The 16,358-nt window shown below is 57.0% G+C and carries 16 protein-coding genes; 6 read left to right on the forward strand and 10 right to left on the reverse strand.

What is annotated here, in order from left to right; translation table 11 throughout:
- Positions 1-43 precede the first annotated feature (43 nt).
- The 6 genes from EHN06_RS12895 (at position 44) to EHN06_RS12920 (ending at position 5,719) form a co-directional block, all read left to right on the forward strand.
- Positions 44-1,177, forward strand: a complete 1,134-nt coding sequence (locus EHN06_RS12895) for an AraC family transcriptional regulator (protein WP_206075660.1) — start codon at positions 44-46, stop codon at positions 1,175-1,177.
- Positions 1,174-2,232 carry a tRNA dihydrouridine(20/20a) synthase DusA gene (gene dusA, locus EHN06_RS12900; RefSeq protein WP_228257302.1) on the forward strand — a complete coding sequence of 353 codons (1,059 nt, stop codon included), beginning with the start codon at positions 1,174-1,176 and terminating at the stop codon, positions 2,230-2,232. The genes EHN06_RS12895 and dusA overlap by 4 nt, the downstream gene beginning before the upstream one ends.
- A gap of 88 nt (positions 2,233-2,320) precedes the next feature.
- Positions 2,321-3,286 (forward strand): transaldolase, encoded by a 966-nt coding sequence (gene tal / locus EHN06_RS12905; protein ID WP_127332956.1) that lies wholly within the window; start codon positions 2,321-2,323, stop codon positions 3,284-3,286.
- A 47-nt stretch (positions 3,287-3,333) separates the two neighbouring features.
- Entirely contained in the window at positions 3,334-3,780 is a 447-nt protein-coding gene (locus EHN06_RS12910; protein ID WP_127332957.1) for a TerB family tellurite resistance protein, read from the forward strand.
- A 17-nt stretch (positions 3,781-3,797) separates the two neighbouring features.
- Entirely contained in the window at positions 3,798-4,925 is a 1,128-nt protein-coding gene (locus EHN06_RS12915) for a 3-deoxy-7-phosphoheptulonate synthase (protein ID WP_127332958.1), read from the forward strand.
- Entirely contained in the window at positions 4,922-5,719 is a 798-nt protein-coding gene (locus EHN06_RS12920; RefSeq protein ID WP_127332959.1) for a glycerophosphodiester phosphodiesterase, read from the forward strand. Before EHN06_RS12915 ends, EHN06_RS12920 begins: the two co-directional genes overlap by 4 nt.
- Here the strand turns inward: EHN06_RS12920 and sthA are convergent.
- From sthA to EHN06_RS12970, 10 genes are all read right to left on the reverse strand, one after another.
- Positions 5,716-7,107: a Si-specific NAD(P)(+) transhydrogenase gene (gene sthA / locus EHN06_RS12925; protein ID WP_127332960.1), complete on the reverse strand. Its 1,392-nt coding sequence runs from the start codon at positions 7,105-7,107 to the stop codon at positions 5,716-5,718. The genes EHN06_RS12920 and sthA overlap by 4 nt on opposite strands.
- Positions 7,108-7,165: 58 nt before the next feature.
- Positions 7,166-7,414, reverse strand: coding sequence for a (Na+)-NQR maturation NqrM (nqrM, locus tag EHN06_RS12930; protein WP_127332961.1), 249 nt, complete (start codon positions 7,412-7,414; stop codon positions 7,166-7,168).
- 10 nt (positions 7,415-7,424) lie between these two features.
- Complete coding sequence (locus EHN06_RS12935) at positions 7,425-8,474, reverse strand: FAD:protein FMN transferase (protein ID WP_127332962.1); 1,050 nt, start codon at positions 8,472-8,474, stop codon at positions 7,425-7,427.
- Positions 8,475-8,483: 9 nt separating this feature from the next.
- Entirely contained in the window at positions 8,484-9,710 is a 1,227-nt protein-coding gene (nqrF, locus tag EHN06_RS12940) for an NADH:ubiquinone reductase (Na(+)-transporting) subunit F (protein WP_127332963.1), read from the reverse strand.
- A gap of 37 nt (positions 9,711-9,747) precedes the next feature.
- Positions 9,748-10,356 (reverse strand): NADH:ubiquinone reductase (Na(+)-transporting) subunit E, encoded by a 609-nt coding sequence (gene nqrE, locus EHN06_RS12945; protein WP_127332964.1) that lies wholly within the window; start codon positions 10,354-10,356, stop codon positions 9,748-9,750.
- Entirely contained in the window at positions 10,356-11,021 is a 666-nt protein-coding gene (locus EHN06_RS12950) for an NADH:ubiquinone reductase (Na(+)-transporting) subunit D (protein ID WP_127332965.1), read from the reverse strand. The genes nqrE and EHN06_RS12950 overlap by 1 nt, the downstream gene beginning before the upstream one ends.
- 2 nt (positions 11,022-11,023) lie before the next feature.
- Positions 11,024-11,827, reverse strand: coding sequence for a Na(+)-translocating NADH-quinone reductase subunit C (locus EHN06_RS12955; protein WP_127332966.1), 804 nt, complete (start codon positions 11,825-11,827; stop codon positions 11,024-11,026).
- Positions 11,820-13,025: an NADH:ubiquinone reductase (Na(+)-transporting) subunit B gene (locus EHN06_RS12960; RefSeq protein WP_127332967.1), complete on the reverse strand. Its 1,206-nt coding sequence runs from the start codon at positions 13,023-13,025 to the stop codon at positions 11,820-11,822. The genes EHN06_RS12955 and EHN06_RS12960 overlap by 8 nt, the downstream gene beginning before the upstream one ends.
- A 4-nt stretch (positions 13,026-13,029) precedes the next feature.
- Positions 13,030-14,376, reverse strand: coding sequence for a Na(+)-translocating NADH-quinone reductase subunit A (locus EHN06_RS12965; RefSeq protein WP_127332968.1), 1,347 nt, complete (start codon positions 14,374-14,376; stop codon positions 13,030-13,032).
- A 382-nt stretch (positions 14,377-14,758) separates the two neighbouring features.
- Positions 14,759-16,270, reverse strand: coding sequence for a glyceraldehyde-3-phosphate dehydrogenase (locus tag EHN06_RS12970; protein ID WP_228257303.1), 1,512 nt, complete (start codon positions 16,268-16,270; stop codon positions 14,759-14,761).
- Positions 16,271-16,358: the final 88 nt, after the last annotated feature.

Consider the following 16,358-nt stretch of genomic DNA (forward strand, 5'->3'; position numbering starts at 1 on the left):
GCCAATGTTCGACGGATCTCCACATACAATCACGCTGTCCGACATGCCTGGCTGGACCCGACAACCCAACCAGCCGGTGACCTATCCCCGCATGTTTGTAGCGTCGGCAGTCGAACTTGGCGCAAGCCGAAGCGGGATTTTGCAGCGTGCAGGAGTGTCGGCTGAGATTCTGGACAACCCGGCAGGGCGGATCTCCTACCTGCAAACCCTGCAGCTGTTCGAAGCAGTTCACGCCGCGATTGGCGACACCGCGCTGGGGTTCGATACCGGCCTGCGGTTACCACTGACCGCCCACGGCAACCTGGGATACGCGCTGATGTGCGCCCCTACCCCACGTGAGGCTATTTCGATTCTGGAGCGGTTCTGGCACTTACGCGGGCGCGGCGTACTGATGACAGTACGGGAGTCGGAAAGCGACCTGTTCTTTGAAATCGAACCGGAAGTGCCCCTCCCGGTTCCCCTGCGGGAAATGATGTTCAGCTCCATATTGACCAGCATGATCCGGGGTATGGAGTTTGTGCTGCCGATGCTGCCCAATGAGCGGGAAATCTGGTTATGCGGGCCAGAACCACGAGGCTATCGGAATCGACAACAGAAGGTGCCCAGAGTGCTGTTCAATATGCCCCGCGCCGGCGTGGTTCTGGGCGGTGACAGAACCTGGCTGGACCAACCCTTACCAACCGCCAACCCGGAAGGGCTGACCCAGGCACTGGCACAATGTGAACGGGAAAGCGCACTCACAGAGACCAATAACGACATTGCCCGTCAGGTCCGCGCCCATTTGGTGCAGGGCCAGAATGGCTACCCCACACCGGAGCAACAGGCCGCCAATCTGTGCCTGACACCAAGGACTTTGCGCAGGCGGCTGCAGGAGCGGGGGTTGAGCTATAAGCAGTTACTGGATGATGTTCGGCGGCGGGACAGTTGCCAGCTATTGGCAAATTCTGAGATGGAGATTCAGAGCATCAGTGAGATGCTGGGTTTTGCCGACCCTGCGAACTTTACCCGGGCGTTCAAGGGTTGGATGGGGGTGGTTCCGAGTGAATGGCGGCAAACCAACAGGAAAAAGAGCACTGGCCGGGCCGCACAATCTTTCGCCAAAGCCTTACAGAATCCCCCACCTATTCCTGATAGACTACGCGCCATGCAACAGTATGCCGAAGTGGACGCTCAATGAATTCAGAAAGATCAACCGCACAGTCAGCAGATTCAGCGAACAAGGCCGGAAGCTCCCTGCAGGAGCCATCCCGCCGCTTCTGCGTGGCCCCGATGATGGACTGGACCACCACCCACTACCGTTACCTGGCGCGCCAACTCAGCCGCCACACCCTGCTCTACACGGAAATGGTCACCACCGGTGCGTTGATTCACGGCGATACCGCCCGCTTTCTGCGCCATGACGAGGCGGAGTACCCGCTGGCGCTGCAGCTCGGCGGCAGTGATGCCGGGGAACTGGCCCATTGCGCGAAGCTGGCGGAGCAGTACGGATTTGATGAGGTGAACCTGAACGTGGGCTGCCCCAGTGACCGGGTGCAGAACAACATGATCGGCGCCTGCCTGATGGGACATCCGGACAAGGTGGCCGAGGGTGTGAGGGCGATGATTGACGCCACCGACCTGCCGGTGACGGTCAAGCATCGCATTGGTATTGACGGGCGCGAGTCCTGGGACGATCTGTGCGAGTTTGTCGAGAAAGTCGCAGCCGCCGGTTGCCGCACGTTTATCGTCCATGCCCGTATCGCCATACTTGAGGGCCTGAGCCCCAAGGAGAACCGGGATATTCCGCCGCTGAAATACGACTGGGTATACCGCCTGAAGGCGAAATACCCGGAGCTGGAGATCATCATCAACGGCGGCATCAAGACTTTTGACGAGTGCCGCCAGCATCTGGCACACACGGATGGCGTGATGTTGGGCCGTGAGGCCTACCACAACCCGTGGCTACTGGCGGGTGTCGACCCGGAGTTCTTTGGCCAGGCAACACCGGTACAAAGCCGCCATGAGGCCCTGCGTGCCATGCTGCCATTTATCCAGAGTGAACTGGAACGGGGCGTGTTTCTTACACACATGTCACGTCACCTGCTGGGCCTGTTCCACGGCCAGCCCGGAGGCCGACAATTCCGCCGCTACATCAGCGAGAATGCCCATAAACCCGGGGCCGGGCTGGAGGTCATCGAAGAGGCCCTGGCCAGGGTTCGGGAGCCCGCGGAACCCGCGATAGCCCCCGCTTAATCGGTGCTATACGTTTTGTTGTCTTGTTCCTGTCAGAGCAGCCCGTTATTGTAGGGAAAACAACTGAGACACAACGACAGGACAACGAATGACCAGCAAGCTCGAACAACTGAAATCCATGACCACGGTGGTTGCCGATACCGGGGATCTGGGTGCCATCGCCCAGTGGCGCCCCGAGGATGCCACCACCAATCCTTCCCTGCTGCTGAAAGCCGCCGCCTCGGACGCCTATCGCCCGATGCTGGACAAGGCCGTTGCCATGGCCAGCCGGCAGGGCGGGTCTGACGCCGAGCAACTGGGCTATGCCACCGACGCCCTGGCCGTACTGGCCGGGCGCGAGATTCTGGAACTGATTCCCGGCGTGGTTTCCACCGAGGTGGACGCACGCCTGTCGTTCGATACGGATGCCACCCTGGCCCGCGCCCGCCGGCTGATTGATCTGTACCGGCAGCAGGGCGTGGATACCAGCCGCGTTCTGATCAAGATTGCCTCCACCTGGGAAGGCATTCGTGCGGCGGAGCAACTGGAAAAAGAAGGCATCCACTGCAACCTGACCCTGCTGTTCTCATTTGTACAAGCGGCCGCCTGCGCAGATGCCGGTGCTTTCCTGATTTCACCGTTCGTGGGTCGCATCCTGGACTGGCACCTGGCCAACAGCGACCGGGACAGCTTCCCGGCAGCGGAAGATCCGGGAGTTCAGTCCGTGTCGCGCATCTATAATTACTACAAGGCCAATGGCTTCAAGACAGTGGTGATGGGCGCCAGCTTCCGCAACCTTGGTGAGATCGAGATGCTGGCCGGCTGTGACCGCCTGACCATCAGCCCTGCCCTGTTGCAGGAACTGAAAGATGATACTGCGCCACTGAAGCGCCGGTTGTCTGCGGCTACCGCCAGCAGTTCCGACGGCTTCGGCGCCATAGACGAACGGCTGTTCCGTTGGGAATCCAACGAAGACGCCATGGCCACAGAGAAGCTGGCAGAGGGCATTCGTCGCTTTGCCGCGGATCAGATCGAGCTGGAAGGCCGGGTGCGGCAACTGGCGAAAGCGGCGTAACAGTCGAGCGTTAATGGTCGTCTATTTACAGGAGAACCCTGCAGGTCATGATCGAACGTCTGAAGCAGTTATTCGCCCCCGCAGAGGAAGCGCGGGAGGCGCCGGACCGGCATTCGCTGGCGGTGGCCGCGACAGCACTGATGGTCCAGCTCTCGCGGATCGATAACAACGAGGATGAACGGGAGCTGCAAACCATTGTGGATTGCGCCGTGAATGCCCACGAGGTCACCCCGGAGGAAGCCGAGGAGATCCTCCAGGATGCCCTCAACCAAGCGGATGATGCGACATCGCTGTACGAATTTACTGGTCAGATCAACGAGCAACTGGACCAGGACGCCAAACAGGTCCTGTTGGAAAGTATCTGGCGGGTGGCGTTTGCCGATGGCCGGATCGACAAATACGAGGAACACCTGATTCGCCGGATGGCCGATTTGCTGCATCTTAATCACCGCGAATACGTGCAGGCTCGCCATCGTGCGGAAGGCGCGGACTGACTGTTAAAGGAGCCAACATGCTAGCCATTCTCCACCCTGATACGCCACTGGACAGCGACGCCTACCGGCAAACCATGCATTACCTGGAGAACCTGCCGGGCGTGTCAATTCGGGTACACGAGGTTCAGGGCGCCAGCCAACGGCTGACGGAAATCTACCTGCTGGGCGACACCAAGTCCCTCGACAAGGAGGAGATTGAAGCCCTGCCGGCGGTGGAGCGGGCGATCCGCATCTCCGATGACTACCGTATTCTGGGCCGCCACCGGGACGACAAACGCCAGAGCGGCTTCACCTACAACGGTGTGGAGTTCAGCCAGTCCAACCTGAATATCTTCGCCGGGTTGTGCGCAGTCGACGTACCCGAGCACGTGGAAATGATGATGCAGGCACTGGAAGACAATGGCCAGGTCTGCACCCGCATGGGCGCGTACAAGCCCCGCACCAACCCCTACTCTTTCCAGGGACATGGCAAGGGCTGCTTGCCCTGGGTGTTCGAAAAGGCGGGCAAACATGGCATCAAGGTGATCGCCATGGAGATCACCCACGAAAGCCATATTGAGGAAATCGACACCTGCCTCGAGCAGTTGGGCCGCCCCACCGGCGTGATGTTGCAGGTGGGCACCCGTAACACCCAGAACTTCGAGTTGCTGAAGGCCATTGGTCGCCAGAGCACCTATCCGGTGCTACTCAAGCGTGGTTTCGGCATTACTCTGAACGAATCCCTGAATGCTGCGGAATACCTGGCCAGCGAGGGCAACGCCAACGTCATCTTCTGTCTGCGAGGCATGAAAACCGAGGCCGGCCAGCCCCACCGCAACATGGTGGATTTCGCCCATGTGCCGGCGGTGAAACGCCTGACGCGTATGCCCGTGTGCGTGGACCCGTCCCACTCGGTGGGTAGCCGCGAAAAATCTCCGGACGGCATTCTCGATGTCATGCATGCCACTGCTCAGGGTGTGATTGCCGGCGCCAACATGGTGCTGGTGGATTTCCACCCGAAACCGGAGAAAGCCCTGGTGGATGGTCCACAGGCGCTGCTGATGGACGAATTATCGGCATACCTGGAAGACATCCGTTTGTGTCACGACACCTGGAAAAAACGCCAGGCCATTTATCAACGCCTAAAGGAATCAGCAACAGAATGATTGTCTACGGACACCGTGGGGCCAAGGGAGAAGCCCCGGAGAACACACTGGCCGGATTTACTCACGCCTACCGTCACGGCATTCGCCACTTCGAACTGGATCTGGTGTTGTCGAAAGACGGCAAGCCGGTGATCATCCACGACCTGACGGTGGATCGCACCACAGGGCAGAAAGGCGCTGTTGCCAATTACACCGCCGACGAACTGGCGGAAATGGATGCCCGAGGGAGTGTGACGCCCTGGTCCACCAAAACCGGTATACCCAGGCTGGAATCGCTATTGGATGAGTTTGCTGATCTTGAACATCTGCAACTGGAGGTCAAGAAGGATAACCGTCAGCGGTTGAATGTCCTCTGCAACCGCCTGACCGAAATCATTCAGCGCCGGAACCTGCATACCCGGGTCGCCGTGACCTCATCGGATGTGTGGTTTCTGCAACAGATTCAGCGACGTGACAAAAACATCCGTCTTGGCCTGGTCGCCGAGCGAAAATTTCCCCGGCCGGTCAATGTGGCGTCACGGCTTCATTGCCAGTTCCTGTGCGTGAACTGGAAAATCTGCTCAAAAACCCTGGTGGACGACGCCCATCGCCGCGGCATGCATGTGTCGGCGTGGACCGTAAACCGCATTCACGACATGCTGGAACTGGAGAAGATTGGCGTCAACAGCATTATCTCCGACTATCCCACCAGCACCCGCATGTATTTCGATAACCGCGCGAACTCGGTCCTCAGCCTCCCCCACGGCGAAACACTCGAGGGCGTGACCGGGGACACTGCGGTTTCCACGGATTAAAAGATCCGGTTCAGCCCGTTCAGCGCCGCTACCCGATAGGCTTCCGCCATGGTCGGGTAGTTAAAGGTGGTATTGATGAAGTAATTCAGGGAATTGGCTTCCCCTTCCTGGTTCATGATCGCCTGCCCGATGTGAACGATCTCCGCCGCCTGGTCACCAAAACAGTGAATACCCAGGATCTGGCGGGTCTCCCGGTGGAACAGGATCTTCAGCATACCCACGGCTTCGCGGGTGATCTGGGCGCGGGCCAAATCCTTGAAGAACGCCTGACCGACTTCGTATGGTACTTTGGCTGCGGTCAGCTCCCGCTCGGTCTTGCCCACCGAACTGATCTCGGGAATGGTGTAGATCCCGGTCGGCACATCCGACACAAAGCGGAAGTACTCATCGTGCAGGATATCGGACGACGCGGAACGCCCCTGATCGTAGGCGGCACTCGCCAGGCTTGGCCAGCCAATTACATCACCGGCGGCGTAAATGCTATCCACTTCGGTACGGTAGTGCTCGTCCACGGCCAGTTGGCCACGGCCATTGGGCACCAGACCCACGTTGTCCAGGCCAAGTTTCTCCGTGTTACCACTGCGGCCGTTGCACCAGAGAAACGCATCCGCACGGATTTTCTTGCCGGATTTCAGCGACAACACCACCCCATGATCATCACCATCGACCGACTCGTACTCCTCGTTGTGACGAACCAGTACGCCGTTATTGCGTAAGTGGTAACTCAGGGCGTCTGAAATCTCGTCATCCAGAAACGTCAGCAGACGACTGCCGGGATTAATCAGATCGACCTTCACACCCAGGCCGGCAAAGATGGAAGCATATTCCGAACCGATTACGCCGGCACCATAGATGATCAGGGTACGCGGGGTGTGGGACAGGTTCAGAATGGTATCCGAGTTGTAGATTCTGTGATGGCGAAAATTCACATCCGGCGGCAGGTAGGGTCTGGAACCGGTGGCAATAATTGCCTGCTTGAAGTGCAGTGTCTCGACAGATTTGCTGCCCCGGACCTCGATTCGGTGCTCGTCCAGGAAGGACGCGCGACCGTTGATCAGGTCCACCCGGTTGCGGGCATAAAACTGCGTTCTCAGCTTTACCTGCTTATCAATTACCTTCTGGGCATTCTGAAGTACCCGCGGAAACGAGAACCAGCGGGGTTCACCAATGTCCCGAAACATCTGGTTGGTATTGAAGGTAATGATCTGCTTGACGGAATGGCGCAGCGCCTTGGAAGGAATGGTCCCCCAGTGGGTGCAGTTACCACCAACGGTGGGTTTGTCTTCGATGATCGCGACACGTTTGCCGTGTTTCGTCGCATTCATCGCTGCGCCTTCACCGGAAGGACCAGCGCCGATAACGACGACGTCGTAATGATGTTCTGCCATGCGTGCAGTGACTCCTTATGTACGCCGTACAACTGAGTTTATAGTTATAGAAACGAAGTTAACGATCCCCAACCCTGGTGGCATCGTAGCTCAACGCTTCAGCAGACTTACCTTCGTTGGCCAGCCGCTCGTTTTCTTCTTCACACTTCTGTGTGTTACCGCCACAAATATCACAGGACTTGCTGATACCCAGGGCGCCAATACCGCCACAGGTGCCACTGATCGGCTTGCGACCGAAAATAACACCGATCGACATGGCCGCCACCAGGACGGAAACAATCAGTAAAACCAACAGAAAGGTACCCATAAGTCCTCCCCTAGTCTGTAACGTACGCAGTGAAAGCAGGCGTGTAATGAACCTCAAACCCGTTATCACTTCGTACAATGAAATAAGCCGCTATGTTTTCACGGGTCGCCAGAGCCTGCGCCCGCTCATACCCCATGACATTGAAACCGGTCGCCAGCGCATCCGCCAGCATGCAGTTGTCGGCGATCACGGTCACCGAAGCCAGATTGTGCCGGATCGGTTTACCAGTCTCAGGGTCAATTGTATGTGAATAACGGCGACCGTCCGATTCGTAATAGTTACGATAATCCCCGGAGGTTGCCATAGCCTGGCTATCCAGCGCCACTACGCGATTGATTTGGCGGCGTTCCGACACCGGCTCCTCTATCGCCAGCCGCCAGGCATCGCCATTGGGCTTGCGACCGTTGACTCGGACCTCACCGCCAATTTCCACGAGATACGCTTCCACACCGGCATTATCAAGATAGCGGGCGACAGCGTCCACCGCATAGCCCTTGGCAATCGCCGACAAGTCAATATATTGCGGTTTCCGGGCTCTCAGCGCAGGCGGATCGGATCTGAGTTCGATGTTTTCGTATCCGGTTGCCTCCAGTTTTGCCTGGAGTTCATTTTCATCGGGGACCTCATCCGGCCGGGCCTCGGGGCCGAACCCCCAGAGGTTTACCACCGGACCAATAGTGACATCGAAAGCGCCGTCGGTCAGCTCGGAAACCCGGGCCGCCGTGGCAAGTACTTCATAGAGAGGCTCCGAGAGTTCAATCCATGCCGATTGATCCTCCCGACGGTTGAGGCGGGAAAGCTCCGAATCCTCACGCCAGGTCGACATGGAAGCGTCCACGTCTTCCAGAACTTGCTCTATACCGGAACCCAGATTCTCAAGGTGGGACTCATTGTCCGTCAATACGACATTGATATGGTACTGGGTACCGAATACCGGGCCGGCAATTTCCCAGACTTTTTCCTCAGGCTCAAACGAACAACCCGCCAGGGCGGCAACAGCCAGCGCCCAGAAGACGCTGACCATTGCCACCCTGACGGGCCGAAACATGCAGGATGTCATGCGAGTATTTTACCCTCCGAAGTCATCCAGCATGATGTTCTCGTCCTCAACACCAAGATCCTTCAGCATCTTGATCACGGACGCGTTCATGATGGGGGGCCCACACATGTAGTATTCACAATCTTCCGGCGCCGGATGGTCCTTCAGATAGTTGTCGTACAACACATTGTGGATGAACCCAGTGGGGCCTTCCCAGTTGTCTTCAGGCAGCGCATCGGACAGTGCCACGTGCCACTCGAAGTTGTCATTCTCTTCCGCCAGCATGTCAAAGTCTTCCACGTAGAACATCTCGCGGACGCTTCGCGCACCGTACCAGAAGCTGATCTTGCGCTTGGAGTTCAGGCGCTTGAGCTGATCAAAGATATGGGAGCGCATCGGAGCCATGCCGGCGCCACCACCGATGAATACCATTTCGGCATCGGTCTTCTTGGCGAAGAACTCACCGAATGGTCCCATAACGGTTACCTTGTCACCCGGTTTCAGGTTGAACACGTAGCTCGACATGATGCCCGGCGGGTAATCCGTGCCCGGAGGTGGCGTGGCGATACGGATGTTGAACTTCAGTACACCCTTCTCTTCCGGATAGTTCGCCATGGAGTAGGCGCGGATGGTCTCTTCCTTGTTAACCGCCTTGTAGCGCCAGATGTTGTGCTTGTCCCAGTCTTCGTGGAACTCTTCCTCGATATCGAAATCCTTGAAATCGATCTCGTAGGGAGGGCACTCCAGCTGGACGTAACCACCGGCACGGAAGTCCACTTCCTCACCTTCAGGCAGCTTCAACACCAGCTCCTTGATGAAAGTCGCCACGTTGTGGTTGGAGATAACCTCGCATTCCCACTTCTTGACGCCGAAGAATTCCTCCGGCACTTCGACCTTCATGTCCTGCTTGACAGGAACCTGGCAGGACAGGCGCCAGCCTTCTTTCTCTTCACGGTTGGTAAAGTGAGTCTTTTCAGTTGGCAGCATGGCGCCGCCACCTTCCAGAACTTTACATTTACACTGGGCACAAGTACCGCCACCGCCGCAGGCCGATGACAGGAAAATGCCGTTGTTTGCCAACGTGCCCAGAAGTTTGCCACCCGCTTCCGTGGTCAGGGTGTGTTCCGGGTCGTCATTGATTTCGATGGTCACATCACCGGTGCTTACCAGCTTGGAACGGGCCGCGAGGATAATCGCGACCAGCGCCAGTACGATAACGGTGAACATGACCACGCCGAGAATAATTTCTGTACTCATGGTCTCGCCTTTTCGTTAAACCGAATCACCGGGTTGATTACAGTGAAATACCTGAGAACGACATGAAGCCCAGGGACATCAGACCAACAGTAATGAAGGTGATACCCAGGCCACGCAGACCGTTCGGCACGTCGCTGTATTTCAGTTTCTCTCGGATACCGGCCAGGGCCACAATGGCCAGCGCCCAGCCCAAACCGGCACCGAAGCCGTACACCACACTCTCACCAAAGGTGTAATCCCGCTCAACCATGAACAGCGATGCACCGAGGATCGCGCAGTTCACCGTAATCAGCGGCAGGAACACACCCAACGCGGCGTAAAGCGCGGGTATGTATTTGTCCAGAACCATTTCCATGATCTGCACGATAGCGGCGATAACACCGATGTAGGTCAACAACCCGAGGAAGCTGAGGTCAACATTGGGGAGACCGGCCCACTCAAGCGCGCCTTCGCGGAGAATGCTGTTATACAGCAGGTTGTTCACCGGCACGGTCACGGTGAGCACGACTACCACGGCGATGCCGAGACCAACAGCCGCCTCAATCTTCTTGGAGATCGCCAGGAAGGTACACATCCCCAGGAAGAAGGCCAGCGCCATGTTCTCAACGAAAACGGCCTTCAGAATCAAGCTGATATAATGTTCCATCAGAAGGCCTCCTTGGCGGTGTGGCGAGACATCTTGTAGTCAGGCTCTTCCACCTGTTCCGGTTTCCAGGTACGCAGGCCCCAGATCGCCAGACCGATAATGAAGAACGCACTTGGCGGCAGCAGCAACAGACCGTTTGGCACGTACCAGCCGCCCTCGTTCACTACTGGCATCAGGGAAACACCAAACAGTGACCCCGCACCCAGCAGTTCGCGGAAGAACGCAACGAAAATCAGCAGCACTGAGTAGCCCAGACCGTTACCAACGCCGTCCAGGAAGCTCAGCCAGGGGCCGTTCTTCATGGCGAAACCTTCCGCGCGCCCCATCACGATACAGTTGGTGATGATCAGACCAACGAATACCGAAAGCTGCTTGGAGATCTCGTAGGCAAAGGCCTTGAGGATCTGGTCAACCACGATAACCAGTGAGGCAATGATGGTCATCTGAACGATGATCCGGATGCTGCCCGGAATCTGGGTACGCACCAGGGAAACCGCCAGGTTGGAACAGGCTGTTACCGAGATTACCGCCATACACATAACCAGCGTTACACTCATGCTGGTCGTGACAGCCAGCGCGGAACAGATCCCGAGAATCTGCAGCGCGATCGGGTTATTACTGAAAATTGGCTCGAAGAGAACCTGTTTGGCTGAAGCGTCTGCCATGATCAGACCTCCCCTTCACGAAGTTTTTTCAGGAACGGTGCATAGCCACGGTCACCCATCCAGTAATTAACCAGCTGTTCCACACCGCGGCTTGTCAGGGTCGCACCGGAGAGCGCGTCGACCTTATGCTCCTTGTCAGCAGCATCGGCACTTACACCACCCTTGACCAGACGGATCTGAGGTTCTTCCATCTGATCGCCGTAGACTTCCTTACCAACCCACTGACGCTTCCAGCGAGGGTTGTCTACCTCGCCACCAAGGCCCGGGGTTTCAGCGTGAGCGTAGAAACCAAGACCTTCGATGGTATTGGCGTCGCCTTCCAGCGAGACAAAGCCATACAGAGTGGACCACAGGCCGTACCCGTGAACTGGCAGAACCACACGCACCAGTTCGCCGTTTTCAGAGAGCGTGAAAATCTTGGCCACGTTCGGACGGCGCTTGATTCCCGCCTTGTCTTCCGATGACGGAATGTTGGTGGACATGGCAGGATCAGAGGCCGCTTTGTACATATCGTACTTCATCGGATCCTCTACACCGACCTCGGATGGCTCAACGTACTCACCACTGTCCAGGTCCAGCAAGCGCACGTCAAACCGGGAGAATACCTCCTCGATCTCGTCAGCACTCGCACCTTCCTTCAACATGCCGGCAGCCGCCAGGATGTTGGTTTTGATATCCAGATTCTGGTTCTTGATCTGTGCCGGTCTGAGAGACACCGCGGCAGTGGAAACCACAACCGAGAAGACAATACTCAGTACCAGGGCAACAATCAGGGTTCTGGAGACGGTTTCTTTAGCTTTAGCCACGAGCGAGCCTCCGTTTGATGTTGGCCTGGACCACGTAGTGATCCATCAACGGTGCAAAAAGGTTGGCGAACAGGATGGCCAGCATGATGCCTTCCGGGAACGCCGGGTTAACGACACGAATCAGCACCGTCATCACGCCCACCAGAATACCGAAACACCAGCGACCGGTGTTGGTCATGGCGGCGGACACCGGATCGGTTGCCATGAACATCATGCCAAAGGCAAAACCGCCCATAACCAGGTGCCAGTGTGCCGGCACATCGAACATCGGGTTGGTGTCGGAACCAATAATGTTCAACAGCAGGGTCATAGCGATCATGCCAATCATCACGCCGCCGACGATGCGGTAAGACGCAATTTTCATCACCAGCAGGATGAGACCACCGATCAGAATGGCCAGCGTGGAGGTTTCACCCACGGAGCCCTGAATCGTGCCCATGAACGCGGACATCCAGCCAATCTGCGCCTCAAGTGCTTCCAGACCACCGCTGGCCGCCCAGCTCAGTGCCGTCGCACCGCTGAAGCCATCGACCGCCGTCCACACAGTATCCCCGGAGATCTGCGCCGGGTATGCGAAGTACAGGAAGGCACGACCGGTGAGCGCCGGGTTGAGGAAGTTCTTGCCGGTACCGCCAAACACTTCCTTGCCGATCACTACACCGAAGGTGATACCCAGAGCCACCTGCCAGAGTGGCAGATCCGGCGGGCAGATCAGAGCAAACAGCACCGAGGTCACGAAGAAACCTTCGTTGACTTCGTGACGGCGAACAGTGGCAAACAGCACTTCCCAGAAGCCACCCACAACGAAAGTCACGAAGTAAATGGGCAGGAAGTACGCCATACCATAGACGAAATTATCCCAGATACTGGCGGCATCGTTACCCGCCAGCGCGCTGATAAACGCACTACGCAGGCCACCGTCACCCATCAGGGCATCCGGATTTTCAGCGAGGAAGCTGTTGGCCTGGAAGCCGATGTTCCACATACCGAAGAACATGGCCGGGAAGGTACATAACCACACGGTGATCATGATGCGCTTCAGATCAACGCCATCACGCACGTGCGCCGTGGTGGAAGTCACCTTGCCGGGAGTATAGAAAATGGTGTCCACGGCTTCATACAGCGCGTACCAGCGCTCGTACTTGCCACCTTTTTCAAAGTGGTGCTCGATACCATCGAGAAACTGTCGGATTGCCATCGTATTAGCCCTCGATCTCGATTCGGGTCAGGTTCTCGCGGAGAATCGGACCGTATTCGTATTTACCCGGGCACACAAAGGTACACAGCGCCAGATCTTCTTCGTCCAGTTCCAGTACACCCAGCTTCTGTGCCATTTCTGTATCACCAACAATCAGAGAACGCAGCAACTGAGTCGGCAGGATATCCAGGGGCATGACCTCTTCATACGTGCCCACCGGCACCATGGCGCGTTCACTGCCGTTGGTGGTGGTGGTGAAGTTGAACAACTTGCTGCCGGCCAGCTTGGACAGGTAGATGTTCAGCACGGAGAACTTGTTCGGGCCCGGAGACAACCAGCCCATGAACTCACGCTTATAGCCTTCTTCCAGAACAGATATCTGGTTGGCGAAGCGACCGAGGTAGGCACAGGGACCATCACCACGACGACCGCCAAACACAGAACCGGAGATCATGCGAACATCGCAGTCGGTGGCTACTTCGTCTTTCAGCAATTCGTTCAGGCTGGCACCCACGCGGGTGCGGATCAGACGCGGCTTCAGGGCCTTGGGGCCACCAACCGCAACCACCCGCTCCACAGGCAGCTCACCGGTCCCGAACAGCTTGGCAATGTCGATGACATCCTGGTAGCCGATTGACCAGACCACCTTGTGGCCCGCGATCGGATCCAGGTAATGGATGTGCGTACCCACATTGCCGGCCGGGTGAACACCATCGAACTGGTGTACTTCCACGCCGTCGGACTTTGGAACGGGTACATCCGAGCCAGGCTTACCGCAGACAAACACCTTGCCAGTGGTCAGCTTGCTCAGGATTTTCAGACCCTTTTCAAACGCCGCACCGTTTTCGCGAATGATCACAGTGGGGTCAGCGGCCAGCGGGTTGGTGTCCATCACGGACACAAAGATGGAGTGGGGAGCCGTGTCGATGGCCGGTACCTTGCTGTAAGGACGCGTCTTCAGCGTCGTCCACAAACCGGACTCGACCAGGTTATCGACTACCTGCTGGCGCTCAAGGCCAGCCAGATCCGCCTCATTGTAGCGGGCAAAGGTTTCGGCATCGTCGCCATCGATCTCGATGACAATCGACTGGAAAACACGACGCTCACCACGGTTGATTTCTTTTACCACACCGGCAGCCGGGGAGGTATAACGAACGCCTTCGGTCTTCTTGTCCGTGAACAGCAGCGTACCGCGCTTGACACGGTCTCCCTCTTTCACAGCCATCGTCGGCTTCATGCCGTTGTAGTCAAAACCGATCAACGCCACATGGCGAACGGGTTTGCCGTCAGTAATGGTCTGTTCAGGAGCGCCGCTGATGGGAAGATCCAGGCCTTTTTTGATCTTAATCATTAGCCTCATCCAATCATCAGAAACTATTCGATGGATTTGCAACGTCGGTCCCTATGGCCCAGATTCCCTCTTCGGGATGCACCAGGATGGCTGCACCGACGCAGCGAAAGCTTGGAGGCTGAGATTCACCTCGCTTTCGACAAAAGGGAAAGATGAGAAACGGGTGCCAGACGTACCCAAAATCGCGCCAATTATAGAGATTAAGTAATCCTATTTCCACCAGAAAGCCGGCGGAGTTTGTGCCCGTACGTAACACGACCATGGTGGAATTCGGGCCAAAAAGAAACCCCGGCAGCAAAAGCTGGCGGGGTTTCTTAGCGTTTTACCATGACGGTGGGAGCGTCAGACACCCCGCAACCGCCATCCCTCTACGACCAACGTATCAATCGCGGGCACGCTTCGGGAAAATCGGGTAAGTCACTCCCGCCATCTGGTTGACGCAGCGGATCACCTGAGCACTGTAGCCGAACTCGTTGTCGTACCACACGTACAGAATCACGCGCTTGCCACCGGCAATGGTCGCCTGGGCATCGACAATGCCGGCGTGGCGCGACCCCACGAAATCAGTGGACACGACCTCGGGAGAATTCACAAAATCAATCTGCTTCTGCAGCTCGGAATGCAGTGCCATCTCGCGCAGATAGTCGTTAACACTGTCTACACTCACATCGGTCTTCAGATTGAGGTTCAGGATCGCCATGGAGACGTTCGGCGTCGGAACACGGATGGCGTTCCCACTCAGCTTGCCTTTCAGCTCTGGCAATGCCTTGGCAACCGCCTTGGCGGCACCGGTTTCGGTGATCACCATGTTCAGCGCCGCACTGCGACCACGACGGCTACCCTTGTGGTAGTTATCAATCAGGTTCTGGTCATTGGTGTAGGAGTGGACAGTTTCAACGTGGCCATCCTCGATACCAAACTCATCATTGATCGCCTTCAGAACCGGAGTAATGGCGTTGGTGGTACAGGACGCCGCCGACAGGATCTTGTCCTCGTCGGTAATCCAATCGTTGTTAATGCCATACACGATGTTCTTGATGTCACCCTTGCCCGGAGCGGTCAGAATGACACGGCTCACGCCCTTGGATTTCAGGTGCAGGCCCAGCCCCTCTTCATCACGCCACTTGCCGGTGTTGTCCACGACGATGGCATTATTGATGCCGTACTGGGTGTAGTCCACCTTGTCCGGACCATCCGAATAGATCACCTTGATGTAGTTGCCGTTGGCAATCAGGGCCGACTCTTTTTCGTCGACAGTAATGGTGCCATCGAAGGGACCGTGCACGGAGTCGCGACGCAGCAGGCTGGCACGCTTCTCCAGATCGTTCTCGGCACCACCCTGACGAACCACAATCGCCCGCAGGCGCAGGTTGTTACCGCCACCGGCTTTCTCGATCAGGATACGGGCCAGCAGTCGGCCGATGCGACCGAAACCATACAGGACCACATCCTTAGTGCCATTCCCGGCGTCTTCCTCGGACTGGGCAGCATACTGACCGACAATCGGGCCAATCTCGCGGTTCAGGAAATCTTCCAGAGACCCGCCCTCGGATTTGAATTTAACCGCCAGCTTGCCAATGTCCACATGAGCACGCCCCAGGTCCATGCTGTCCATGGCCTTGAGAATCGGCAGCGTATCGTGAACAGAGAGCTCGCTGTCTTCCACCTGGCGAACGAAGCGGTGAGCACGAATAATACCGATAACTGACTGATTGATAATGGCGCGGCCGTATACGGAAGTGACCACATTATTCTTGCGGTAAAGGCGGCCGATCAGCGGGATCATGGCTTCCGCTGTGGATTCTCTCTCGGTCCAGTTAGACAGGTGCTGGTTAATCTGATCGTGACTCACGCTTGAACCTCTGCAATTGGCACTTGGAAAAGTTGGGCGCATATTATCCAATTTAAAATGCCAGACCGCAAATACTGCCGGCACCTCCACCATGACAGTCACCCTTGCGACCGGTAGAATACGCGCCTCG

The organism is Marinobacter sp. NP-4(2019) (assembly GCF_003994855.1).
GTDB lineage: Bacteria > Pseudomonadota > Gammaproteobacteria > Pseudomonadales > Oleiphilaceae > Marinobacter.